This window comes from Bradyrhizobium sediminis, assembly GCF_018736105.1.
In the GTDB taxonomy this organism is placed as follows: Bacteria; Pseudomonadota; Alphaproteobacteria; order Rhizobiales; family Xanthobacteraceae; genus Bradyrhizobium.
In genome coordinates, this window is sequence record NZ_CP076135.1 from 4,184,125 (window position 1) to 4,207,705 (window position 23,581).

Here is a 23,581-nt window from a genome sequence, read left to right on the forward strand (position 1 = left end):
CGGGCTAGGGTCCCCCCATGGCAGTTACAGACATTGCATCCCGGACCTACAATCACGGCTGGCGGCTCGACCCGATCGTGCGCAGCCTGCTCGATACCGATTTCTACAAGCTCCTGATGCTGCAGATGATCCGGGAATTCTATCCGGGCCAGCAGGTCACCTTTTCGGTGATCAATCGCAGCCGGCATGTGCGGCTTGCCGAGGTGATCGACGAGGGCGAACTGCGCGCCCAGCTCGATCATGCCCGCACCATCCGCTTCACCAAGAAAGAGCTGATCTGGCTCGCCGGTAATACCTTCTACGGCAAGACCCAGATGTTCTCGCCCGACTTCATCAACTGGCTCGCGGCGTTCCGGCTTCCCGAATACGAGCTGCGCAAGGTCGACGGCCAGTATGAGCTGCATTTCCATGGCAACTGGACCCACACCACGATGTGGGAGATTCCGGCGCTCGCCATCCTCAACGAGCTGCGCTCGCGCCAGGTCGTGAAGGGCCAGGGCCGGTTCGTGCTCGACGTCCTCTATGCCCGCGCCAAGGCCAAGCTGTGGACCAAGGTCGAGCGGTTGCGGAAGCTGGACGGCTTGCGGCTATCCGATTTCGGGACGCGGCGGCGGCACGGCTTTCTGTGGCAGCGCTGGTGCGTCGAGGCGGTGAAGGAGGGCCTCGGATCGTCCTTCACCGGAACCTCGAACGTGCTGCTGGCGATGGACAACGACCTCGAGGCGATTGGCACCAACGCCCATGAATTGCCGATGGTCGCAGCTGCGCTGGCCGATGACGACGATGAGCTGCGCTGGGCGCCGTATCGTATTCTCGACCAGTGGCGCCATACCTATGGCGGCAACCTCTTGATCGCCCTGCCAGACGCCTTCGGCACCAAATCGTTCCTGCGCGATGCGCCGGAATGGGTGGCGGACTGGACCGGTTTTCGTCCGGACAGCGCGCCGCCGATCGCGGCCGGCGAGGAAATCATCAAATGGTGGAAACAGAAGGGCCGCGATCCCCGGGAGAAGCTCCTGGTGTTCTCCGACGCCATGGATGTCGGATCGATCGAGGAAACCCACCGTCATTTCGCCGGCCGGGTCCGGATCGCCTTCGGCTGGGGCACCAACCTGACCAACGATTTCGTCGGATGCGCGCCCGACGGTTCGGCCAACCTCGATCCGATCTCGATCGTCTGCAAGGTGACGTCGGTCGACGGCCGACCGGCGGTGAAACTTTCGGACAATCCGGAAAAGTCGACCGGCGATGCGTCCGAGATCGAGCGCTATTTGCGCGTGTTCGGCAATGCCGGCCGCGTTCGCACCGCGGTCCACGTCTGATCCGGGCCCCGGGCCCGGTCATTGCGACATCAATACCGGAATGGTCGCGCGCGTGATGGCGGCTAGCGTCACGCCGCCGGAAATTGCCCCGCTATCACCGACGGCAGGTTGCCGGCGGCTATAGCGGTGCAATCCGCACCTGAACATCGCGCGGCCGCGCCAGATATGGCGACGACGTGACCACGACGTCGGCCCCGGCCAGCGCGTAGGCAGCGACGTTTCCGGCATGAATGCCGCCGGCGGCGGCAATGATGGGCCGTGATCGCACCGACCCCATTCGGGCCATCCGGGCAACGAGCCCGGCGATTTCGGCCGGTACGAATTTCTCCGCCTGGATCACGTCGAAACCCGCCGCCGCCGCGACGATTGCCGCCTCGATCGTGGTCACTTCGATCACCAGGCGCTTTTCCGGCGCGGCTCGCCGCAATCGATCGATCATGTCGGGGAGCAGGTCGTCGCCGAGAAAGGCGCGGTGCTCCGGAAAGACCAGCACCGTCTCGGACAGGCCGAGGCGATGCATCACCGCGCCGCCCGCCTTCACCGCCGCGACCGCAAAGCGCTTGGTACCGGGAACGTTCTTGCGCGTGCAAGCCACGGCGACATGAGGCGCGACGGCGGTCGCGGCATCGACGATCGCGCGGGCGTCGGTCGCAACACCCGACCAGATTTCGATCAGCGTCTGCGCCACCTTCCAGCTGCGCAGCAACGCCGAAGCCGGGCCCCGCGCGGTCAGGATCGGCATTCCCTGCTCCAGCGCGGCGCCGGATGCAGCATAAGACGTCCGGCCTCGTGAAGGGAGAAGCAACGCTCAAGGCCGCCTCATTTGCAAAACTGTCGATCTGCAACCCGATCGCGGCCCCGTACGGCGCGGCGGCGGTGGAGGCGATGAAGGCGCTGAAGCTTTATGACGGACTGCAGCCGAAGCTGGTCGATCGGGCAACCCGTCGAACTGGTCCGGTTCCTGCACTCCTGTCGCCGTTGAAGATTTTCAGCGTGAACGGAACCGAAGCCATGCCGCTCTATAGCTATGCGTGGCCTCGCAAGGTCCGCGCGAGCGCGCCGCCGCTGACGGCCGCTTACTCCTTACGGCCATTCTCAACCGCGGCACATCCGGCGAACCTGATTTCAGGGGATGCCCGAGCTGTCAATTCTGCGATATGGCGAGTGCCGCGAGCACTGTCCGGTTATCGATTTCAAGCTTCTGATACATGTGATGGAGATGCACCTTGATGGTGCCGTGGGAGATGTTCAAACGACGCGCAATTTCCTTGTTCGACAATCCTTCGGACACCAGACGCATGATCTCGCGCTCGCGGTCCGTCAGCACTGCCAGCACATTGTCGACGTTGGCGCCGTTTCTTTCGTTCCGGGATAGATCCAGCTCCGAGGGGAACAGCGGCAGTAACCTCCAGCCATTCGCTGCCTTCCGCACGGACTGCATCAGGACCTCGGACGCCGCGTCCTTCGGAATGACGCTGCAAGCACCGGCCGCCACTGCTGCTGCGAGTTCGCCGTGTTCGATTGATGGGGTGAAGAAGACCAGCCGCGTGGAAAGATTCTCGGCCTTGGCGATGGCGAGGATTTGCAACCCGGTGAGGTCAGGCATCGAGACGTCGAGAATTGCGACGTCGGGCGCCAGGTCCCGCATCGCTTTGATGCAGCTCGCGCCATCACTGCAAGACGCTACGATCTTGAAATCATATTGAGCCGCGAACAGGGACGTTAAGCCCTGCAGAACGACGGGATAGCAATCCGCGATCACTAAACGAGTGCAGCGCATGGGCGGTCCCTGGGCCTGCCCCCTTACGTATAACCTACGCTCCCAAGCATCTTTCGGTGAGCATCCCCTGCGCAGACATTTTTTTTCAAGGACATGCAACACGAGTTGCTGCATCGCAAAAGGTAGATTGGCAGGAATAGCAAAACGATTGCGAGTCCTCGTCAGTACGCTTGCCGACTTTCAATCTTCGCAAGAGCCCTGATCAGCGAAACGTCCCGAATTCGGGCTAGCAAGCCACCGATTGATGCCTGATTGGTGCCGAAAGTCTCGCTTCCCCGAACCGCGGTGTAGTGCCGCGGCCTGCTTGGACCCCAACGAAAGCACAACACTCGGTTGTATTGCTCCACTCCACTCAATCAGAGAATGCAATCCACGCCAAACAAGGTGCGCCACGGCTACCTGCCATTATGAACGGCATCCTATAACCAAAGATATATAGGGATATCGGGAATTCGAATCTAACATTCATAAAATCGTCACGATGCGCAAACGCGAAGCTTTGAAATTAACCAAACGCGACGCTTCGAAATTGACTAGGAGATATCTTCTCATGAATGCGGAGACCCCACCAACCGAATAACTGAATTCTTGATAGAGGATTTTACACCAGAGCAAATGTAGTTAATGCGACGACAAATCGTGAAATAAGAGGGCCGCGGTTCAATGGCTCCGAATGGCGTTCAGGCTGGGAGTACCACCATGCGGAGGCAACATTTTCTTGCGGCCGTCCTCGTTGGGAAAAGCATCTTACTCAGGGAAGGACTCGCCAAAATCCTACGCTCGGCAAATTTTCGCATCCTGGCTTCTGTATCATGTGCCGATGATTTGCACCCGAACAAACCAGACCTGCATCCGCCGCTGTTTCTCATTGTCCACACCGGCGACGATTTTGATGCTGCACTCGAGCAAATCGAATTTTTCAGAAGCCGACACCCGGACGGACGCATTGCGGTCGTTGCCGATCACTATCGGCTAGACGAGTTGGTCTCGGCATTCCGCGCAGGCGCCAACGGATATTTCGTCAACGTCATCACCTGCGACAGATTCATCAAATCCGTGGAGCTGGTAATGATGGGGGAAACAATCTTCCCGCCGGCATTCCTGTCATTCATTCTCGATCCCAATGGCCCTCATCCGGTCGAGCCTGCCGCAAACCAAAGAGGTGAGCCGATTCTCGTTGCGACGGAAGATCCGACCGTGCCGCTGCTTTCCCCGCGGGAAAAATTGATTCTGCGCTGCATCATCGAAGGCGACCCCAACAAATGCATAGCGCGCAAGATCGATATCGCCGAAGCGACCGTGAAGGTCCACGTCAAAGCGATCCTTCGCAAAATCCGGGTCCAGAACCGGACGCAGGCGGCGATTTGGGGGATAAACAATGGATCCCAGACGCAACCCGAACACGGCAGCAATCCGCCATCGATCTCCGATATGAGCAAGCGATTCACAGACCCCATCAAGGCAGTCGGCCAAATCAAACAGATTGAGGCGCCAGCACCAACACATCCGGCCATTAACAATAACAAGGCATGTCACGTCGGAGCGGCCCGCATTGAACGACTGGTCCGCAGGGGCCGGAAGACTCCTGGCACGACACGTCTCGGCAAATAGCCGGCGATCAGGCGGCTTCGTTGAACGACGGCAGATTCTCGAAACCAGCAATTGACGATGATGAAGGATCAGCCGATGGGGCACCGCCCCATTATCGATGGAGACGTTGAAAGAGCCCGTACTCCGCCGCCAATGTCAGCGTCGATCTGCGCCCAATCCATATGCGGCCGAAGACGCCGGTACAGTTGCTTGAGCAACGGCATCACGGTTTCGCGCCAATTCGCGCATTTTTGACCTCGAGGAGGATCGCGGGCGCGCGATCGATCGGCTCCCTCGAGCGAGGCTTCTCTCCTTCGAATACGATTTCTCGAAATACGCAATCGTTCGCTGTAGACCTTCCGTGAGCGCCACCTTCGGTCGCCAGTCCAGCAACTCTTGGGCCTGACTAATGTCCGGACGGCGCTGTCTTGGATCGTCCTGCGGCAACGGACGATGGACGATCCGTGAGCGAGAGCCGGTCATGGCGATCACCTTCTCAGCCAAATCGCGAATCGTGAACTCACCCGGATTGCCGCAATTGATCGGTCCTGTAATCTGATCCGGGGTATTCATCAGACCGATCATTCCACTGACCAGATCGTCGACAAAGCAGAACGAACGCGTCTGCAGGCCGTCTCCATAGATCGTTATAGGCTGATTGTTGAGGGCCTGGACGATGAAATTCGACACGACACGACCGTCATTCGGCTGCATGCGTGGTCCGTAGGTATTGAAAATGCGCAATACCTTGATTTTCAGATTGTGCTGCCGGCCATAGTCGAAAAACAGCGTTTCGGCGCAACGCTTGCCTTCATCGTAGCAGGAACGCGGTCCGATGGGATTTACGTGACCCCAGTAGGATTCCTGCTGCGGGTGAACCTCAGGGTCGCCGTAGACCTCAGAGGTGGACGCCTGAAGGATCTTGCCACGTAGCCGCTTGGCAAGACCAAGCATATTGATGGCACCCAGCACGCTCGTCTTTGTCGTCTGCACGGGGTCCCATTGATAGTGAATCGGCGATGCCGGACAGGCGAGATTGTAGATCTCGTCGACTTCGACATAGAGGGGAAAGGTTATGTCGTGCCGCAAGATCTCAAACCGCGGATCGTCAAGCAAGTGTTCTATATTGCGCCTGGTCCCGGTGAAGAAGTTATCGACGCAGAGCAGCTCGCAGCCGGTTTCCAGCAGACGTTCGCACAAATGAGAGCCGATGAAGCCTGCCCCGCCCGTCACGAGAACGCGCCGCCGCTGCGGAATTGGTTTCCGGGATGAGACCGTCGCATTGGTTGGGGTAATGACCCGATCGGAACCGACTGGCATATCCATGATCGTCACTCCGAAAGCTGCTTTCCGGCTGCCACTAGCAACCAGAATATTCGTTCCTGCCAGCCGCACCGCGATTCTATTTTGTCGAATCATACGCGCTTCGCAGCACTTGTTCGCAGCGCATAGGGAGTACTCCTACGCGATATCCCTTCTCTTCCACACATCATCCGATTGCAGGACGCAACGTCGACGATCCAGCACACGCGACCAAGCCGGCAACGGCCGCGCTGGTATCCACGGAAACCGAGCGACGGCTCTCAATTACTTTGCACCCATCGCGCGAACTACGGCCGGCAGCGTTGCCATCAAAATATACAGGTCGAGCCAGAGAGAGCGGTTCTTGATATAGAGGCAGTCCTCTGCGCGCTGCACGTCGAGGTCGCCATTGCTGCGCGAGGAGATTTGCCACAAGCCGGTCAGCCCTGGCGGGACGCTAGCCCTCAGCGCCTTAAATTGCGGGTCGAATGCGTCCATATGATAGCTGGGAAACGGCCGCGGCCCCACCAGACTCATGTCGCCGCGAATGACATTCCAGAGCTGAGGCAGCTCATCAAGGCTGGTACGGCGCATCAGGCTGCCGACATGCGGCAGGATGCGTGGATCCCGTACCAGCTTGAAGTGCCGCTGCCATTGCTTGCGTAACTCTGGATCGCTCACGAGTACTCGCTCGAGCCGCTCCTCAGCATCCCTATACATCGTGCGCAGCTTCAGAATTCGGATTGGCCTGCCGTAACGGCCGACGCGCCACTGGCCATAGAACGCGGGGCCGGGATCGGCGAGTTTGATCGTGAGTGCGAGCAGTCCGATGATGGGCGCGGTGAGAAGCAGGAGCGCCAGCGCAAGGACCAGGTCGATGCCACGCTTCAGCTCCTTGCTGTAGTCACTCGGCTGTCCGTTCAGCTCCAGGGCCACGAAGCAGTCGGCGTTGCGAACCTGAAGGCCAAAAGTTGGAAATTCGCCCAGCCGGGTAATAACCAGGACTTGCCGGGCACCCAGCCGATACAGCGCAGCCGCATCCCGCGGGAGGTCCTCGCAATCCGGTACGATTACGACTTCGGCACCGGCATCGGCGCACCATCCATCAAGCGTACCGAGCACGGGCAGGACCGCGCTTATACTGTCAGCGTCCTGTCGAGGCACAAACACATCCACAACATCGTCGGAGCATGTACCATCGTCGATGAATCCTATCGGATGCAGTCCGCAGGCCGGTCGATTCAGCAACAGGCGAGCAAGCGCGCGGCTGCTTGCGCCGGTGCCCACGATAGCAGTCGGAGCGCGGTGAAGACCGGACTTGACGAGCAGCGCGCCGGCCAGGTGCTCGGTCCACAAGCCGAGCACAGGCGCGATCATGCCAATCACCGGCACGATCGCCAATTCGACCGACGGCCCCTCCCGAATCCACATCAGCATTCCAGCGAAGACAAACAGCAACGTTGCCGTCGCGCGCAGGCGGAAGCGCTCCATCGGGCTTCTGATATTGGACCGGTAGAGGCCGAGCGAACAGTTGATGCCGAGTAACAATAGCAGCAGCAGCCACATCTGTGTCTGCATCCGACCGATCAGGTTTGTCTGGCCGGCCGCCACGGTGACGATCACCGCGGCTGCGACGACGGCCAGGGTGCCGGATACGATGTCGCCTGCAAAGAGAACCGCGGCGACAATTCGACGGCGTCTGGTCCCCTTTTCCGGAAGTCCCCCGCGGCGCCACTCGCCAACTCCGAACGGTTTGCCACCGGCCGGCGACAATGTGCGGGCAAGACGTGCGTCGACGTGTGGCATGCGTCATCAACCGTTCGATGACCGGGCAAAAACGAACCTTTATCCGGGGTACCTACCTACTCCGCTGCGACTGCCGCGCCGGACAGGCTCTTTTCGACCGGGGCCATGGCTGCCGTTTGCGCAGCAATCCAGTGGTAGGTAGGAACGATTCCCTCGCGCAAGGTCATGCGCGGCTCCCACCGCAGCACTTCCCGCAGCCGCGTGTTGTCACTGTTCCGACCGCGCACTCCCTGCGGCTTGGAGAGATCGTGCACGATGGCGATCTTCTTTTCCGACGCTCCGATCACGATTTCGGCCAGCTCGTCGACGGTAACCAGTTCATCCGTACCGAGGTTAAGGGGCCTACCATAGTCCGATCGCATGATGCGATGAATGCCCTCGACGCAATCATCAATATACATGAAGGAGCGTGTCTGCTTGCCATCTCCCCATACTTCGATCATGCCGGGGTCTGGAGCGCATGCGACCTTGCGGCACATCGCCGCCGGCGCCTTTTCACGACCGCCATCATAGGTGCCCAGCGGGCCATACACGTTGTGAAAGCGCACGACACGCGTGCAGAGGCCGTAGTCTTCCGTATAATACTGGCAGAGTTTCTCCGCATAAAGCTTTTCGAGGCCGTAACCTTCTTCAGGCTCCGCAGGAAACGCGTCCTCCTCGCGCAACGGTGTCACATCCGGGGAGGTCTGCAGGCCATGTGGATAGACGCAGGCAGATGACGAAAACAACAACCGCTCGACGTCGTTATGGCGCGCCGCCTCGAGCATATGCAGATTCATCAAGGAATTGTTGCGGGCGATCCCGGCATGGGACGCGGTGATATATCCGATTCCGCCCATGTCGGCGGCCAGGTGATAGACGAAATCCATCCCGGTGGTGCAGATCCGACAATTCTCCAATTCTCGAAGGTCGAGCATCATGAACTCGTCGGCGTCGGTGCCACCATATTCGGGCCGCTTGATGTCGACGCCGCGCACGCGATAGCCCGCCGTCTTCAGGTACGACACCAGATGATGGCCGATGAAGCCGCCCGCTCCTGTGACCAACGCCCAGGGCTTCAATGTTTTCGACATTTTTGAATCCTCCATCACCGATGTTCGGTGTTGATACCGGCCACCGCGCGTAACGTTACGGCGGACGATTACGTGCTCAAGCGCCAAGAAGGAGTAGCCCGATTGTCGACGGCCTCCACCGTGCGCACGGCGCGAGCCACGGATCGCACGGCGCTTATGGAACTGCGCTTGAGCTCGTGCTACACATCTTGATGCGGCACCGACCGCGGCGAACATGACCTATCGCGCTGCGCCGGGCGGCAAGGGGATACATTTCCCGCAGCTGCTGTCAGGTTCGAGAATGACTTCATATCCCGGACGAGATGGCGGCGAAGTCAGTGGCATTTAACTATCGACGTGTTGCCGCCGTGGTCCTTTCGCGACACCACCGCGGATGCCATGCGGATTCAAGGGGACTAAGGGTTTGGGTGGTTTCGGTGACAAAGATTGCCAGCGAAGGGCGATTCTCATGATTTTGCCATATGACCCACTGCGAGAGGCGATTCTCCTGGAGCTCAGTCGAGCCATTTCCGCTCGTCGCGCTCGTGGAGTTTCGTTTGACGAACTTGAGCGCGAGTACGGTCTATCGAAGGAAGCGCTTCACTTGATCGCCGGGCATGATGCTCGAAGCCCGGAAGAGCGCGTGATGATGACCAGGCTCCGAAACCGCCCTGGATCACGAGTGGTCGGACGGTTCGATTGACCGAAGCGGCTGTCCGCTCAATTGACCGTCGCCGTCGATCCGACGGCGCCCCGTTGCGCTGCAGCGGCGTTTCCCGTCCGGGATGACGTCTCGCCTGAGGCCGCCTTCTCTCCGGACATATCAAGCCGATCCAGGGACAATTCAGGCACGGGTGGAAACAGCGAGCCGATCTGCACGACGTCTCCTGGCTGCAGCTGGAAGTCGACGGACGCGTCGTACTTTACGTTCGTGGTGCCCTTGGCACGGATCACGGCTATGGCTGGTTGCTGCGCTTGTTCCGCAGTCAACAGCCCGACCTGCCGCGCGTAAGCGGCACGCACGCGATGCGCTGCCGGAAGCGTAACAGTCAATTCCAGCAGGGAGCGCTCTGCCTCGCGCAGTTCGGTCGACATGCGACGCTGATAACCATTGCGCAGCTCCGTGATCTTGAATTGCAGGTCGCCAATCGAGAGTTCCGCCTTCAGCGACTCTGAATTCAGACGCCCAATATTTCCGTCTATGCGCGCCTCTTCGCGCCTTACCTCAATATACGTTGACTTGCGCGCAAGCCCGGTCTTGGCCAACTGCTCATAGTCTGCAACCAGTTCGTGATTGAGGCTGCGCTGCTGCAATTCGAGTTCCGCCTGGCGCTTGAGTGATGCAATCTCAGCCTCCAAACGCGGAAGCTGCTTCTGCAGAGCTTCGGTCTCCTGCAGGACGGCTTGCCTCTCTGCTGTGAACGCAAGCTGTTCGCTGTCGCGGATCTGGGCGATGCGGACTGGGTCGACAACGAGCCCTGACATATCCGGGAAATCGATCCGGTCATCGCCGTTTTGCAGCGCGATCAGCCGGGCGCGCTTTGCAAGCAGGACCACGCGGCCTATTTCCAGCAGGCGAACGCGCTCTTCCGCCTGCAACAAAGCACCGAGCATACCGCTCTGCTGAATTTCCGACACGCCGACGCCGCCCGCCCGCGCTATGGCTCCAAGCACCGATAATCCCTCGCGGTAGGGATAGACCCCTGGCGTCCGGACCAGGCCCAGTACATAGATCGGACTAAACTCCGCTATTCTTATGCTGACCGTCGGGTTACGGACATATCCCGGCGCCAGCGCTTGAGCGATGCTCTGTTCAAGCTCGGTCAGTGTAAGATTGACTGCATAGATCTCACCAATCATAGGCATTCGAATACTGCCGCTTTGATCGACAGTTGATTCACCCGATAGATCGGGCTGGCCGAAAACGGTCACGCCAACCTTGTCGCCGGCCGTAATCCGATATGCTTTGGACGCCGCCGGCTGTGCCGTGGCAGGATCAATCGACCACGCATGAAGGATGACGGACATCGCCAGCGCCCAGGCACAGGTCGCCAAGGAACACCGTTGTCTCTGTCTGTGCTGCGACTTCCCAAAGATGGAGGCCATCCCGTTACCAATTCGCTGATAGCTCGGCCAAGTCGTCATGCCATATTGCTGGGTAATATTGGCATAACCTACCGGGGGAGGCCGGATTCTTAATAAGTACCTCTTCTTAGATGATGAGTCACCGGAATCCCCGTGCGGGCCTTGCGATTGCAGACGATATGCTTGTGTCCCCAATCAACAGTCGGCAACCCCAGGGCAAACGAAGAATCCACCACAGACTCACTACTCCTTTTACCTTCTCCTTAAGATGATTGGTTCCAAGGCAGAGGCATCCAGCATTTGATCGTCTGAAAACTTTCGTCCACCAAGGGACCCCCCGCGAGGGATCGTCATGGCGAGAAGAACAGCGACTGTTATCATTGAACCTCATTTGCTTGTACGCGAAGCACTCGAGTCGTTGATAAAGAATTATCGCTATCGCGTCGTTTGCAGTAGCGCATCCGCAGCAGATATCAATGACCCGGCAATGGTGGGTGATGGCCCCAAGCTTGTAATCCTGGGAGCGGAGACGACCGACGATGCGGTCGCCGAAGCCATCAACATTCGTAAATTGTGGGCCAACAGCAAGATCGTTCTGCTGTTCGAGCATGCGTCCGCCGCCGACTTCCAGAAACTACTGACGTCGGAAGTCGACGGCTGTGTTCCATTGTTCGCATCTCCTGAGACGCTGATCAGAACGCTTGACTTCGTTACATTCGAAGACGCCCGCGTTGTGGTCTTGGCCAGAACGAAGAGCCCGGCCATCCGCCCCTCACCGAAGGACAAGTCGCATCAGCCAGAGCTTGGGACGGACGAGCCCCCGTCGGGCGACACCGAACACGAGACCGGATCGGTCAACGTAGTCCCCATGCCTCCGGCTCGGCCTACGGTAAGCGGCTGTAGCGTAGCGCATCTTGACGGCCACGAGGATGGCACACATTGGACGCCGCCGCTGCAGAATCACCCCAGACTGTCAGAGCGCGAGACTCAGATTCTCGACGGCCTCGTGCAAGGGCACGCCAATAAAACGATCGCGCGCTCGTGCGACATTACCGAGGCGACGGTCAAGGTCCACATGAAATCGATCCTGCGGAAGATCCAGGTAGCGAACCGAACGCAAGCGGCGGTATGGGCGCTTGAGCACGGCCATCCGATCCACCAAATCAAGGATGCCTGCTGACGTGAACCTGCCAAGGCGGCGCAACAATAGCCGGCATTCTTATTCGTGTGTGCCACTGGCTGGTCATCCGCAAACTCCGTCGTGCGGATCTGCTTAGCCGCGCCGCATTCTCGCGATTGTCATGCAGAGGCGTCCGGCACGGCCAGGGACTACCCCTTAAGAATAGCCATTGCGCCTTTTGGAACACTGGCTCGTCAAAAATATCGACTTAGTATGCAATTGCTAGATTTCCCTGTTCCGACAGTGGGAGAGGAGCACGATTCCCGTGTCGGCGTCTGTCGGTTCGCACTCGAGGGTTCAGGGGCCACCTTTCCGGGCTGGATAGGACGTTGAACATGGAAGCGTGTGCAGGCGACTGGGTGGAGGTTTTGAGCAAGGAAGACATCCTCAGGACGCTCGACAAAAATGGCCGCCTCGACGAACTCCCGTTCATGCCGCAAATGTTCAAGTATTGCGGCCAGCGTTTTCGTGTTTACCGGCGCGCATACAAGACCTGCGATACGGTCAGCGGGCAGTATGCAGGACGACGCCTGCTGGACGGATACCATCTCAGCCTCCGTTGCGATGGCCAGGCTTACGGAGGATGTCAGGCCGGCTGCCTCATATTCTGGAAGGGCGCCTGGCTCAAACCCGTCGACGGGCCGGCGCAGGGCCAATACGTGCCGAGGCGCGTCCATTCGCCGAGCGGGGAGCCGGTCTCACCGCCGCCGCGCTGCACGGAGAGCGCCGTCTTGGGCGCCACAAAGCGCCATGGCGCCGGCGGAGATGCCAGATACTACTGTCAGGCCACCGAACTGCTCAACTATACGAAACCGCTCAGATGGTGGGATGCCCGGCAGTATGTGGATTCCTATAGGTCAGGCAACAAAACGCTGCCGGAGATAGCCCGCGGCTTCCTGTATTTGTTCTACTATTATGGAACGCTGGCCTTCAGCGACAGATGGGGACACCCGGCTCGCTGGTTATACAATCGAATTCAGGCCATCACCGGCGGCATTCCGTTTCCCCGATTGAGGGGAACGATCCCGGTCGGCCAGCCTACGCCCAGACGCGATCTTGGACTTCGGCCGGGCGACTTGGTGCGGGTCAAATCCTATCAGGAAATCCTTGCGACGCTGGACGTCAAACTTTCGAACAGAGGTCTCTCGTTCGACGCCGAGCTCGTGCCATTCTGCGGCAAGGTCTTTCGCGTCAGCACCTGCGTCGAGCGCTTCATCGACGAAAAGACCGGACAATTGAGGCGGATGAATACGCCGGCAGTCATCCTGGAAGGCGTCAGCTGCAAAGCGCTTTATAGCGGCCAGCGGATGTTCTGCCCTCGCAGCATCCATTTGTGGTGGCGCGAAATCTGGCTCGAACGCGCCTCTGTTGAGGCGCGTCCTCAAGCCACCCTTTCCCCAACCCAGGCCGGCGCGAGTGCGACGGCGGAACACGTGCACCTCACATGAACTCGATCAAAACAGTTTCGGTTTGCGGTTTGGGAAAGCTAGGCTCATGCATAGCTGCGACGCTGGCAGCCCGCGGCTTCGAAGTCGTGGGAGTGGACATTGATCGGGAGAAGGTCGACAAGATCAACGAAGGTTTGGCGCCGCTGGATGAACCACTGCTCGCCGAAACTATCCGGGCTGGACATTCACGATTTCGCGCCACCCTCGATCCCCGAGAAACCGTCGCGACCGATGCTACTTTCTTCATTCCCCCCTCCCCGAGTCTACCGGACGGAAGTTTTTCCAACGAGTTCTTGCTGAGGGCCATGCAGCCGGTGGCCAGGGCCATGAAGGACGCCGGCAAGACGAAGCATCTGTTTGTCTGCAGTTCAACTACCACGCCCGGCGCCATCGATGCGGTCTTGATTCCCATGTTGGAACGCGAACTCGGTGGCGTTTGCGGCCAGGATTTCAGCGTCTGTTACAATCCCGAGTTCATTGCGCTGGGCGATGTGGTCAATGGTCTGCTGGAGCCGGACCTGGTGCTGATTGGCGAAACGGATCCAGGAAGCGGCGCGGCCCTCGAACAACTCTACAAGAAATATAACCGCAATTCACCGCGGATCGCCCGCATGTCCATCATCAGCGCGGAACTGACGAAGATTTCGCTGAACAGTTACATCACCATGAAGATCAGTTTCACCAATCAATTGCGGCTGATTGCGGCGCGTCATCCACAGGCCGATATCCATGTCATTCTCGACGCTCTCGGCAACGACAGCCGGATTGGAAAGAAATATCTGCGCGCCGGTTTGAGTTATGGAGGCCCCTGTTTCCCGCGCGACAACCGTCTACTGGCTTACACAGCTCGGCAGGTCGGCCTGGAAGCGCCGCTGGCCGAGGCTTCGGACCGCGTGAATGAGCGAACCAAGCAAGCGCTGGTCGAGAAAGTGCAGCAAATGGCCAAGCCTGGCGACACGGTTGCGGTCCTGGGCGTCACATACAAGCCGAACACCTACATTACCGAGGAAGCGGCGGGACTTTTTCTGGCGCAGCAGCTCAAGCGGCGCGGCTATCGCGTTCTCATCCACGATTTCGCTGCAACCCCCGCCAATTCTCCAAGCCTCCACGAGTTCGAGCTGATTTCCTCCTGGGAAGAATTCAAGAACAATCCCGGTGTGAGCCTCGCTGTCATTTGTTGTCCCTGGCTCCAGTACCGGGACCTGGCTTCTACCGCGGGAACCAGAGTATTCACGCCATGGCATTTGTGAGTGGAAATCCGATGGATGCCGGTCCCTCCTGCTCCTCGCCACCTGATACCGCGTATCCAACCGAGGGATCGTTCGAATCCATCGGGGTCTTGGGAACGTCGGTCGCTTGTGTCACGTACGATTCCGCGCTGGAGCAAATCAAGGCGCTTGCGCGAGAGCCGCGGGCCACGGCGGTCTGCCCCTCCAACACCCACATCCTTGGCGAAGCCCGGCACAATCCCGAATTCGCCAGGGTCCTGGCCCGGTTCGACCTCGTGTTGCCGGATGGGATGCCGGTGGTTTGGGCGCTTAATCTTCGCGGCGCCGGCCTCAAGGACCGGGTATATGGTCCTTACTTCATGCGGCACGCATTGCGGAACACGCCGCAGCCCTGGCGCCATTTCTTTTTCGGCGATTCCGAGGAGTGCCTCGCCGAACTGCGGCGCGTCCTCGTCCAACTGCAACCGGATATCGAAATTGCCGGCATGCTCAGCCCGCCGTTTCGGCCTTTCACAGAGGCTGACGAGGCATTGTTCGCCGATACCATCAATCGCGCCGATCCGGATTTCGTATGGGTGGCGTTACCCGGCGTGCGGATGGAGCAGTGGATCATCGACAATCAGGCGCGGTATCGGAGGGGCGTGTTCCTTGCGGTGGGCGATGCGTTTACGCTACTCAGCGGCCGCCGGTCGTTCGCTCCACCCTGGATGCAAAGGATGGGGTTGACCTGGGTTTACCGGTTAAGCAAGGAGCCGCTCAGACTGGGTCCGCGTTACCTCCGATATCATTCCATATTCGTATCTTATTGGCTTTGGGACATCCTGCGCGGGCGGGCTTGGAAAAAGGTCCGTCCCACCGCTTAAGCCCAGGACGGTTTCTCGAGAAATCGGCAACACTACAGAATCAGCGCACGTGGTTGGCAGCCTTCCGGCTCGTCACCTGGTTCCCACCCGCGGGCCGAATGCTCTCCGGTGGATCGGCGGGTGGCGGAATTGGCGCAGGCCGGACGGGGATCGGCTTCAGAAAGGCGGCAACGGCGGCCGCGGTGGCCTTCGGGTCTTCCTCCATGGGATCGTGGCCAAGCTTCTCGAAAACCTCGAGCTTCGCGGCTCTAATGTCGTTCTGGAATCGGAAGGCGTCGGCGACCGGCACCCATCGGTCCTGCGCGCCCCACAGGATAAGGGTCGCTACGGCGAGGCCCCTGAGCGGCGTCGGATCGAGCGGCTCCTGGGTGCGGGCGCGCTGCAGGGAGGCTTCGCGGTTGCCTGGAAAGCGCTGCAGCTCGGCGGTACGCTTGACACGCTCGGCCGTTACCATCGCCGGATCGGCATAGGCCTCGGAAAGCTTGCGCCGCACCCATTGCTCAGGCTTGAAGTAGATGCCGATGTCGCCCACCACCAGCAGGCGCGCGAGCCTGGTCGGCCATGGCGCCTCGCGGTTCTCGCCCGCCGCATCGATCAGGATTATCTGGCTCACCCGGTCCGGCCGCGTCGCCGCGAAGGTCCAGGCCACGGCACCACCCAGCGAATGTCCGGCCAGCACGAAGCGATCGAGGTTCAGCGCATCGGCCAGCGCCTCAATGAAATCTCCATAAGCCTCGACAGTGTACTCATCGCGCGGCCATGCACCGGTGAGGCCGTGGCCCGGCAAGTCGACCGAGATCAGCCGCGCCTTCGATCCCAACTCGCGCACCCAGCCCTCCCATACGTGCAGCGAGCCGCCAGCGCCGTGGATCAACACCAGTGGAATGCCATCGGGACTGCCCTGATCTCGCACATGGGCGCGCACGCCGGCGACATCGATGAACTTCGATTTGTCATTGGCATAGCGCGCCGTCAGCATCTCAGGCGACAGCGAAGGCGAATAGGCCCACGACGCCACGCCCGCTAGCGCGCCCAGCGCAAACAGGAGATAGAACAGCCAGTGCCACTTTCGAATGGCATGGAGCCATGTTGAACCACTCAGCATGCGAAAGGCCCCAAACGCACGCCACCCATGTGGGGCGGGAAAACGCGCCTGGAAGCGAGCACCGAGCGGTCGTCCAATGGACATCTAACCGGGTGTCCTCTGGCGCAATGCCGGGTCGCGCGCCCCCGGCCACCCGTAACCACGGGCCGCCCTGCGCGGATCACCTTGGCCTGCGAGCTGGACCACGACCTTGGCGCTATGTGCGGCCACCAGCATGAAGCACACCAACTTGCTCGCCACGCCGATCGGCTTGCCTCCTGGCGCGCCGAAGAAAGCCCTGATCTGACGCAGTCGTCTCGAATAGCGCTGGCCATCCGTACTCAGAAAATTTTTCAACTCCTCATGGTCAAGAGCCCAGGAGACGGTGGCGTGGAAACGCTTCAGGAACAGTGGCTCGCTTGCGCTCCGAAAACGGCCGAGCAGAGCCAGTTCAGCCAGCATTGCACGATCGCTGCCGGCGAAATTTGGCAGCAAGGACGTTTGCTGCAGCATTTCACGCCGGACAACACCAAACATGTGAGTTCCCCAGCGCGCCCGCGTGAGCACTTGCCAAAATCGGCTGATGGCAACAGGGGTATCGCCTATGCCCGGGACGTCCGCCCAATACCGCCTTCCGGTCTTTGGATCGATGAAGCTTCCTGTCTCCTGTTCGAAGGGAAGGAACTCGCTTTTCTCGTCAATAAAGGCAGTACCGGTGTGGGCCAGAACGATGTCCGGATCTTCTTCGAGCAAGCTGACGCAGGCGTCCAGATAGGCCTCATGGTAGAGATCATCGTGAGCAGCCCACTTGAACAATGGCGCCGTCGAGAGCTCGAACACCCGATTGAAATTTGCGATTGCCCCCAGGTTCCGACTATTGCAGAAATAGTGGATGCGGGAATCGCGCCGCTCATATTCGCAGCAGATCTGCGGGGTTCGATCGCTCGAAGCGTTATCGCAGATGAGGATCTCGAAATCCCTGAAGGTCTGCGCCAACAAGCTGTCGAGCAGCGCGGGCAGAAAGTCCTGTCCATTGAACACCGGGATGCCGATCGAGAGCTTAGGCATCGAGCTCGAGCCCCCTGCTTTGATCCGCGCCGATTATGTCGCCCACAGTGACCTCGATCAACAAGCGCCTGCGCGTTACTCCTTTCTGACCGGCGGGCAGCGGCCGCGCGGACATAGCTTCAGCTGCCCCTATTTCCGAGCGCCGCAGGCGACCGGCCGGGACTGTCCGCATTGATCGACAGCACCGGATCACGAGCCGGCATTGGAGGTAATTCCTCAGAAGTATTACCGACTGCTCGCGCTCGGGACGCCAAGCCGAGCCGTTATCGAGACGCAATATCCGAGATGCCCTCATGATGCTGCCGTCTCCATGCCGTTGGCCATCATTTGTCGTACAAGACCAGGCGGCCGCTCTGCTCGAGGCCCTTGCGTCGGAATCCTTCCCAGTCGGTGACGTCGTGCCCCCAAACGAAGCGAGCCGGACCGTTTGTGGTCCGCGCTCGATACGTGTTGGTGTCGAACCGGTTGTTGCCATTGAGAATGATGGCAAAGTTCTCGTCTTTGGGATTGGTGTCAGAGGCGCCCCCTGCGCAAGGAGCCCCCTCGAATGTCATTTCGTTGGCGTGAACAACGTTGTTGCGCGTTTTGTATATTGCGCCTTCCTCGCTGCGGCGTCCCTGATCGATCAGCATGATCCCGCATGCCCCGGACCCGGCGGTCACGATATTGCCGGTCACCTCCACGTCCTGCGATGCGGCAACGATGATATCGGCATGCCAAAACCAGCTTCTCCCACTGCCATTATGCCGTACCACATTCCTCCGGATCACTGCGTTGAACGAAATCTCGTGGAAGATACCGACATGCCGGTTATTCTCCACGAGGTTGTCCTCGTAGACGACGTTTCGACATCCGATATCGCACCACAGGCCGGCACCGTTGTTGTCATGGACATGATTGCCACGGAAGGTAACGCCACTGCTCTCGGCGATCTTGGCCCCGCCAGCTTCCCATTCCGGATCGAAGCCATAGATGTTGTTCGACCAGATACGGTTGCCCTCGATGAGGATATCCTTGCCGTCGCCTTCGATGCCGATCTGGCCATTGTGATGAATGTCGCAATTGCGCACGCGCGATCCGGTCCCGACGCTGATCCCGGCACCGCTGTTGAGCCGCACGACGCAGTTTTCGATCGTCCATCGCACACCCTCCCGAGCATGGATCGCGCCTTTTTGCGCCGGGCTCCCATACTTCTCGATGGTGAGGTTGCCGATTAACACATCGGGCGCATCGCTTTCGAAAGCGAATGTGGCGATTGTCGCCTCGACCTTGCGGTTCGTCGGGTCGTCGGCGAGATAGATCCTGCCGCCTGCGTAGTCGATATAGACTTCATTCGTTGCAAGCGCATCCCTGCCTGGTACCCTGGTCAGAGGCTCGTCGTCGACGAACACCGCTTGGGGCTGGTCGCAAACGGGCGCGCTCGGCAGACATTCGCCGTGTTTGGGGACACGCTGGAGTTGGCCGTACGCTACCCAATAGCGCCCCTCCCGCCTGAAGCCATCTATCCTCCAGCTACCGTTCAGAACGGTTTCGCCCTCCCCGTGGAAGCGCTGGCCCGCCCGCGGCCGAACGACCTGCGCCCTGTGAATTCCCTTCTTCAGGCAGAACACGGCGCCCTCGCCGGAGAGATCGACCGCCGCCTGGATCGATTGGCCAGGCTCAACGGCTATCGCATCGAGCGGACAGGACGAACCATCGACGCCTACGACGGCGGCGACGGCGGTAATCGACAGGCTGCAGATCGCCAACGTGCCAATTCCCGCCTGTCGCGCGGTCGCGCTTCGTGTCCACGCCATCATCGCGCTGCGGCTCCATTTCCGTCAGACTGCTGAGCGCGATAGACCATCACCGATCCTACGCCGAAGCCGAACAGGCACCAGAACCAGATACCCTGCATCGGGCCTTCGAGCGTGACGTCGAACGTCGCGTTGATGAGAATTGCCATCGCGTAGCAGCCGATGAACAAGAACAGCTCGAGCCATCGCCCCTGACGGCGCGCGCGGGCCGTCAGCATCGCCCTTATCAGCAAGCCGAACCATGACATCAGGACCAGCGCCCACAGCACCGCGCCCGGAACCCCAGCGCGTGCCAACAGGGTCATGTGCGCGCTATGCGGGCTGCGCGTTGGCGGGCGATCATGGCGCCGATAGTCCGTGCCGGCGAAGCCGTCGGCGGCGGCGAGATTGATTCCGAATCCTCTGCCGGTCCAGAAGTTGGGTCCAAATATGGTATCGCTGACGATGATATCCCACCAGTTCAGACGCCACTGCTTGGTGCCTTCCGTTTGCTGGCCGGATTGTCCGATGATGCTCTTGGCATTTTCGACGATCTGGTGAGCGCTGACCGGCCGCTCGATCGAATCCTTGGCCTCCTCGTATTCCCCAAAGGTCGACTCCAGCGCGAGGAGCACGGCGAATATGCCTAGCGCTGCCCCCACGGTGATGAGCAGCAGGCGGTACCGTCCCAGCACCAGCATCGCGATCGTGACTGGCACGATAACGGCAAGCGTTGCGCCACGATTGGTCGCACTGACCAAAGCCAGCGTCGTGAACCAGACGAAAACCCAGAGGAAAGAGACCTTCCGGTAGCCAATCAGGACGAACACCATCGCGCCAGCGAGATGCGTTCCGACCGCGCTCGCCCCGATCTCCACGATCGGCACCGGACCGTATAGTCGCGGGATATAGTCCCCCCAGTATTTGGTGAGCCAGAACCCTACCGGAATAGCCGGGAAGCTCACCAGCATGATCCCGTAGTAGCGAAGCAGCGCGTTGATCCGGCGCGCATCTTCCAGCAGTAATCCGATCACGAAGAAGGCAAAGCAGCCGTAGATCACCACGACGCTGTCGCGCAGGGACTCGATCCCATACTGGCCAACGAACGGAAGCGTGCGCACGAGGACCCAGCCCATCAGCGCAATGAGGGAGACAGCCGGCAGCGTTGCGAGCGTGCCGGCAAATGAGCCGATCCGGAGAAAGACCACGATGCCGGCGAGAAAGGCGATCTCGCCGACGTAGAGCGGCGGAACGCCGAGATAGGCGAATCCCTTACCCATCAGCGCATAGCCCAGCAACACGATCGCAAGCAGCGCGAGATACCAGTCGCTCCCGGAAAGCGCACCCCGAGATCCTCTCTTCACGCTATTGGCCGTTGCTGCCTGCATATTGCGCATCGCTGCAATTATCTCATTGTTCCGCGGGGGCACCGAGGACCTTGTCGAGCGGGGCTGCACTGACGGCGGCCACAGACCGCGCCAGCGTGCGGGATCGTTCGTCGGCGATCAGCCAGGCAATCGCGATCAGGGCGCCGGTCGCCCGCACCAGATTGGCGACCAGGAGAGCGAGGCACGCACCGAACACGCCGAATGGACCAATGAGCACGAAGGCCAGCACCGCTGCTGTGCCGACGGCCGCGACATTGACCAGAGAAGCGAGCCTGCCGGCCTCAACGCCGAGCAGCGTCTTGCTGATCATTTCCGCGACATAGTCGAGCACGCCGGCGATCATGAGGAGCTGCAAGCCCGCAGCGGCGGCGAGGTAAGGCGACGACGGACCATAGACCGTCCGCAGAAGCAGCTCCGGCATCAGAACGCCTGCGGCGGAAATCAGTAGAATCGGACTCAAACCGAAGAGGACATAGCCGAGGGCGGCGCGCGACGCACCGATCGTGCCCCCACTGCGGTACGCATGAGCAGCGACCTGAGGTACGGCGTTGCCGATCCCGAAGATGATCGGGTTCATCATATTGGCGATGTTCAGGCCAGCCTGGAGCGAGGCGGTCGTCGCAGTGCCTGCAAGAGCCGCCAGCATCCACGGCAGCAGCTGAACGCGGGCCAGCACCAGCTGGTAATTGACGAGAGACCATTTTCCGACCGCGAAACATTCACGGGCCAGTCGCCGCGATTCGGCGAAATTCGGCCAGCCGAACCGCAGCTTCGACGCATGCATCATGGCGCCGATGCCAAACGTCGCCGACATCATATAGAGCGCGACCGGGAGCGTGATGGCATCGAGCCAGGCCAGAAGCGCGATCAGCATGGCCTGTCCGACATAGGCGATACCGTCTCCGGCCACCGCCGCACGGTAGCGAAAATCGGCAAGCAGACATCGCCGCGAGGTCTCCTGTGCCTGCCAGCACAAATAGCAGAGGCACGCCGGCAACACGATATTGTCGACCTCCAGCACCCTGGTTCCAAGCGCCATGACCACGGCCAGCATGAGACCAAGGGCCACGGCGAGCAGAATCGTGTTCCCGAGCAGCCCGGCGCGCTCCTCGCCGCTTGCGACACACAGGCGCACCGACAGCGGATAGGAGACGAGGGAGTAATCGATCGTCCGCAGCATGAATACGGCGCCCAGGAAGAGCGCGAATTCGCCGTAATCCTCCTCGCTGAGCGTGCGCGCGAGCGTCACGTTGAGCAGGAAATTGCCGAAGCTCACCACGCCCTGGTCGATGAGCGTCCATGATGCTCTCTGGATGAGAAGTCTAGCGCCCATGGAAAAGCCTTCGACGACCTCGGTCCCTCGCGGGATGCAGGATTACGTTCGTGCTATTGCGGATGCGGCTGGTAATCGACTGTGTGCTTGCGTTCCATTTCCCTGCGATCGCGCCAGATGGCCAGGCCAATGCCGGCCAACAAGGCCGACAGTAACGACAGTCCGAGAATCGCCAATCCCTTGGGGCTCGTCGGCGTATGATTTGGCACCGCCATCTTGACGCTTTGGTCGTCGGCGGCCTCCTCCCGATCGACATCCTGCGGGTTCGTCGCGGCCTCCAACGCGGCGCGCTCCGCGTCAAGTTCGGCCAAAGCCTGCAAGGTCTTCGGATGCTTCTCGCCGTAAACCGCCAATTGCTGGCGCAGTTCGACCTCCTTGTTCAGCCTGCGCTGTCTGATCTTGTCGCGGAGGTACTCGATCACGAAGGCGTTGACGACCTGCGCGGCTTCCTCGGCGGAGGACGCCGTGAAGGAGATGGAGATGAGGTAGGAACGGGTGTCGTTCATCACCACCACCTTGTTGCGCAACATCGCGACCGTGCGATCGAATGGCGAGTGGTTACGGGTCTCCGGTAGATAGGCATCCCGAAACCAGTCGAGGCCCCGCGTCGCCCACGAGCGCGACGGGGTCGCCTTGGGATCCTGCCCGAGCCGCCTTGCGACCGCCCGCAGGATCGGATCGGAGCGAAGCAAGCGAGCCTCACCGGTAACAATGGCCGCGCCGTCGACGCTTGCCAGGGCCACGACTTTTCCCTGCTCACGGGAGACCAGATCCGGATAGATGAGAGCCTCCGCCGAATACTTGCGCGGCATCAGCGGTATGATGATGCACGCGAATGCGAACGCGAGCGCGACGAGCAGGACGATGAACCTTCCGTGCCGTACAATCGTCCGTAGTGTCCGGACGGCCATTTCTTCATAGTGGGCTCGATAGTCCGAGCGCCCGAACTGAAGACTGGACCGCTTTCTGGGCCGTTTCGGATGATCGACTTTGAGCTGCACATTCATCGTTGATTCAATATCCGATCGGAGCGGGTAGCGGGCAGCGCTTTGGGCGACGCATGCGCTGCATAGTGGCTACCTCGAAAGTCACGATGCGAAACTCCTCCTTGGCTCCGGCATAGTGCGCCTTCCAAGGGGGTACCTCGGACGGCAGGTTGACTCCGTGCACCGTCACCGACACCCTTCTTTCCGGGAGACGGAAGACGACGATGCGCCGGCAGGTCGCACGTTCCTCACTGTCCGAGATACGGCGTTGACATGGGTGCAAGCCGACA

Annotated in this window: 17 protein-coding genes and 2 pseudogenes; 7 read left to right on the top strand and 12 right to left on the bottom strand. The window is 60.2% G+C overall.

What is annotated here, in order from left to right:
• Positions 1-17: 17 nt before the first annotated feature.
• The gene (gene pncB, locus KMZ68_RS20075) at positions 18-1,322 is read left to right on the top strand and encodes a nicotinate phosphoribosyltransferase (protein ID WP_215612906.1); all 1,305 of its coding nucleotides are present in this window, start codon (positions 18-20) and stop codon (positions 1,320-1,322) included.
• 118 nt (positions 1,323-1,440) lie between these two features.
• Here the strand turns inward: pncB and modD are convergent.
• Positions 1,441-2,094, bottom strand: a pseudogene (modD, locus tag KMZ68_RS20080) (ModD protein); the annotation flags it as partial.
• Positions 2,095-2,096: 2 nt separating this feature from the next.
• Here modD and KMZ68_RS26065 point away from each other — a divergent pair.
• Positions 2,097-2,261: pseudogene (locus KMZ68_RS26065) on the top strand (substrate-binding domain-containing protein); the annotation flags it as partial.
• Positions 2,262-2,466: 205 nt separating this feature from the next.
• Here the strand turns inward: KMZ68_RS26065 and KMZ68_RS20085 are convergent.
• Positions 2,467-3,102 (bottom strand): LuxR C-terminal-related transcriptional regulator, encoded by a 636-nt coding sequence (locus KMZ68_RS20085; protein WP_215612908.1) that lies wholly within the window; start codon positions 3,100-3,102, stop codon positions 2,467-2,469.
• 699 nt (positions 3,103-3,801) lie between these two features.
• On the opposite strand from KMZ68_RS20085, the gene KMZ68_RS20090 reads away from it, so the two are divergent.
• A complete protein-coding gene (locus tag KMZ68_RS20090; protein ID WP_215612909.1) occupies positions 3,802-4,713 on the top strand; it encodes a LuxR C-terminal-related transcriptional regulator in 912 nt (303 codons plus the stop codon).
• A 135-nt stretch (positions 4,714-4,848) separates the two neighbouring features.
• Here KMZ68_RS20090 and KMZ68_RS20095 read toward each other — a convergent pair whose 3' ends face one another.
• The 4 genes from KMZ68_RS20095 to KMZ68_RS20110 form a co-directional block, all read right to left on the bottom strand.
• Positions 4,849-5,949, bottom strand: coding sequence for a UDP-glucuronic acid decarboxylase family protein (locus KMZ68_RS20095; protein WP_249779657.1), 1,101 nt, complete (start codon positions 5,947-5,949; stop codon positions 4,849-4,851).
• Between the two features lie 330 nt (positions 5,950-6,279).
• On the bottom strand, positions 6,280-7,800 hold the full coding sequence (locus KMZ68_RS20100; protein WP_215612910.1) for a sugar transferase: 1,521 nt from the start codon (positions 7,798-7,800) through the stop codon (positions 6,280-6,282).
• A gap of 56 nt (positions 7,801-7,856) precedes the next feature.
• On the bottom strand, positions 7,857-8,873 hold the full coding sequence (locus tag KMZ68_RS20105; protein WP_215612911.1) for an NAD-dependent epimerase/dehydratase family protein: 1,017 nt from the start codon (positions 8,871-8,873) through the stop codon (positions 7,857-7,859).
• 699 nt (positions 8,874-9,572) lie between these two features.
• Positions 9,573-10,880, bottom strand: coding sequence for a polysaccharide biosynthesis/export family protein (locus KMZ68_RS20110; RefSeq protein ID WP_215612912.1), 1,308 nt, complete (start codon positions 10,878-10,880; stop codon positions 9,573-9,575).
• A gap of 409 nt (positions 10,881-11,289) precedes the next feature.
• On the opposite strand from KMZ68_RS20110, the gene KMZ68_RS20115 reads away from it, so the two are divergent.
• The 4 genes from KMZ68_RS20115 (at position 11,290) to KMZ68_RS20130 (ending at position 15,657) form a co-directional block, all read left to right on the top strand.
• Positions 11,290-12,117: a helix-turn-helix domain-containing protein gene (locus KMZ68_RS20115; protein WP_249779424.1), complete on the top strand. Its 828-nt coding sequence runs from the start codon at positions 11,290-11,292 to the stop codon at positions 12,115-12,117.
• A 335-nt stretch (positions 12,118-12,452) separates the two neighbouring features.
• Positions 12,453-13,565: a hypothetical protein gene (locus tag KMZ68_RS20120; RefSeq protein ID WP_215616412.1), complete on the top strand. Its 1,113-nt coding sequence runs from the start codon at positions 12,453-12,455 to the stop codon at positions 13,563-13,565.
• The gene (locus tag KMZ68_RS20125) at positions 13,562-14,815 is read left to right on the top strand and encodes a nucleotide sugar dehydrogenase (RefSeq protein WP_215612913.1); all 1,254 of its coding nucleotides are present in this window, start codon (positions 13,562-13,564) and stop codon (positions 14,813-14,815) included. Before KMZ68_RS20120 ends, KMZ68_RS20125 begins: the two co-directional genes overlap by 4 nt.
• An 11-nt stretch (positions 14,816-14,826) precedes the next feature.
• Positions 14,827-15,657 (top strand): WecB/TagA/CpsF family glycosyltransferase, encoded by an 831-nt coding sequence (locus KMZ68_RS20130; protein ID WP_215612914.1) that lies wholly within the window; start codon positions 14,827-14,829, stop codon positions 15,655-15,657.
• Positions 15,658-15,697: 40 nt separating this feature from the next.
• On the opposite strand, the gene KMZ68_RS20135 is transcribed toward KMZ68_RS20130, so the two are convergent.
• From KMZ68_RS20135 to KMZ68_RS20160, 6 genes are all read right to left on the bottom strand, one after another.
• On the bottom strand, positions 15,698-16,762 hold the full coding sequence (locus KMZ68_RS20135; protein WP_215612915.1) for an alpha/beta fold hydrolase: 1,065 nt from the start codon (positions 16,760-16,762) through the stop codon (positions 15,698-15,700).
• An 84-nt stretch (positions 16,763-16,846) separates the two neighbouring features.
• Positions 16,847-17,809, bottom strand: a complete 963-nt coding sequence (locus KMZ68_RS20140) for a glycosyltransferase family 2 protein (RefSeq protein WP_215612916.1) — start codon at positions 17,807-17,809, stop codon at positions 16,847-16,849.
• 323 nt (positions 17,810-18,132) lie between these two features.
• A complete protein-coding gene (locus KMZ68_RS20145) occupies positions 18,133-19,608 on the bottom strand; it encodes a right-handed parallel beta-helix repeat-containing protein (protein WP_215612917.1) in 1,476 nt (491 codons plus the stop codon).
• Positions 19,605-20,981, bottom strand: coding sequence for an O-antigen ligase family protein (locus KMZ68_RS20150; RefSeq protein WP_215612918.1), 1,377 nt, complete (start codon positions 20,979-20,981; stop codon positions 19,605-19,607). The genes KMZ68_RS20145 and KMZ68_RS20150 overlap by 4 nt, the downstream gene beginning before the upstream one ends.
• 13 nt (positions 20,982-20,994) lie before the next feature.
• Positions 20,995-22,305, bottom strand: coding sequence for a lipopolysaccharide biosynthesis protein (locus KMZ68_RS20155; protein ID WP_215612919.1), 1,311 nt, complete (start codon positions 22,303-22,305; stop codon positions 20,995-20,997).
• 53 nt (positions 22,306-22,358) lie between these two features.
• Complete coding sequence (locus KMZ68_RS20160) at positions 22,359-23,312, bottom strand: Wzz/FepE/Etk N-terminal domain-containing protein (RefSeq protein ID WP_215612920.1); 954 nt, start codon at positions 23,310-23,312, stop codon at positions 22,359-22,361.
• Between the last annotated feature and the right edge of the window lie 269 nt (positions 23,313-23,581).

Bases quoted from the DNA above. Each gene is read 5' to 3' on its own strand.
- pncB (WP_215612906.1), top strand. From the start codon at position 18: ATGGCAGTTACAGACATTGCATCCCGGACCTACAATCACGGCTGGCGG.
- KMZ68_RS20085 (WP_215612908.1), bottom strand. From the start codon at position 3,102: ATGCGCTGCACTCGTTTAGTGATCGCGGATTGCTATCCCGTCGTTCTG.
- KMZ68_RS20090 (WP_215612909.1), top strand. From the start codon at position 3,802: ATGCGGAGGCAACATTTTCTTGCGGCCGTCCTCGTTGGGAAAAGCATC.
- KMZ68_RS20100 (WP_215612910.1), bottom strand. From the start codon at position 7,800: ATGCCACACGTCGACGCACGTCTTGCCCGCACATTGTCGCCGGCCGGT.
- KMZ68_RS20105 (WP_215612911.1), bottom strand. From the start codon at position 8,873: ATGTCGAAAACATTGAAGCCCTGGGCGTTGGTCACAGGAGCGGGCGGC.
- KMZ68_RS20110 (WP_215612912.1), bottom strand. From the start codon at position 10,880: ATGTCCGTCATCCTTCATGCGTGGTCGATTGATCCTGCCACGGCACAG.
- KMZ68_RS20115 (WP_249779424.1), top strand. From the start codon at position 11,290: ATGGCGAGAAGAACAGCGACTGTTATCATTGAACCTCATTTGCTTGTA.
- KMZ68_RS20120 (WP_215616412.1), top strand. From the start codon at position 12,453: ATGGAAGCGTGTGCAGGCGACTGGGTGGAGGTTTTGAGCAAGGAAGAC.
- KMZ68_RS20125 (WP_215612913.1), top strand. From the start codon at position 13,562: ATGAACTCGATCAAAACAGTTTCGGTTTGCGGTTTGGGAAAGCTAGGC.
- KMZ68_RS20130 (WP_215612914.1), top strand. From the start codon at position 14,827: ATGGATGCCGGTCCCTCCTGCTCCTCGCCACCTGATACCGCGTATCCA.
- KMZ68_RS20135 (WP_215612915.1), bottom strand. From the start codon at position 16,762: ATGCTGAGTGGTTCAACATGGCTCCATGCCATTCGAAAGTGGCACTGG.
- KMZ68_RS20140 (WP_215612916.1), bottom strand. From the start codon at position 17,809: ATGCCTAAGCTCTCGATCGGCATCCCGGTGTTCAATGGACAGGACTTT.
- KMZ68_RS20145 (WP_215612917.1), bottom strand. From the start codon at position 19,608: ATGATGGCGTGGACACGAAGCGCGACCGCGCGACAGGCGGGAATTGGC.
- KMZ68_RS20150 (WP_215612918.1), bottom strand. From the start codon at position 20,981: ATGCGCAATATGCAGGCAGCAACGGCCAATAGCGTGAAGAGAGGATCT.
- KMZ68_RS20155 (WP_215612919.1), bottom strand. From the start codon at position 22,305: ATGGGCGCTAGACTTCTCATCCAGAGAGCATCATGGACGCTCATCGAC.
- KMZ68_RS20160 (WP_215612920.1), bottom strand. From the start codon at position 23,312: ATGAATGTGCAGCTCAAAGTCGATCATCCGAAACGGCCCAGAAAGCGG.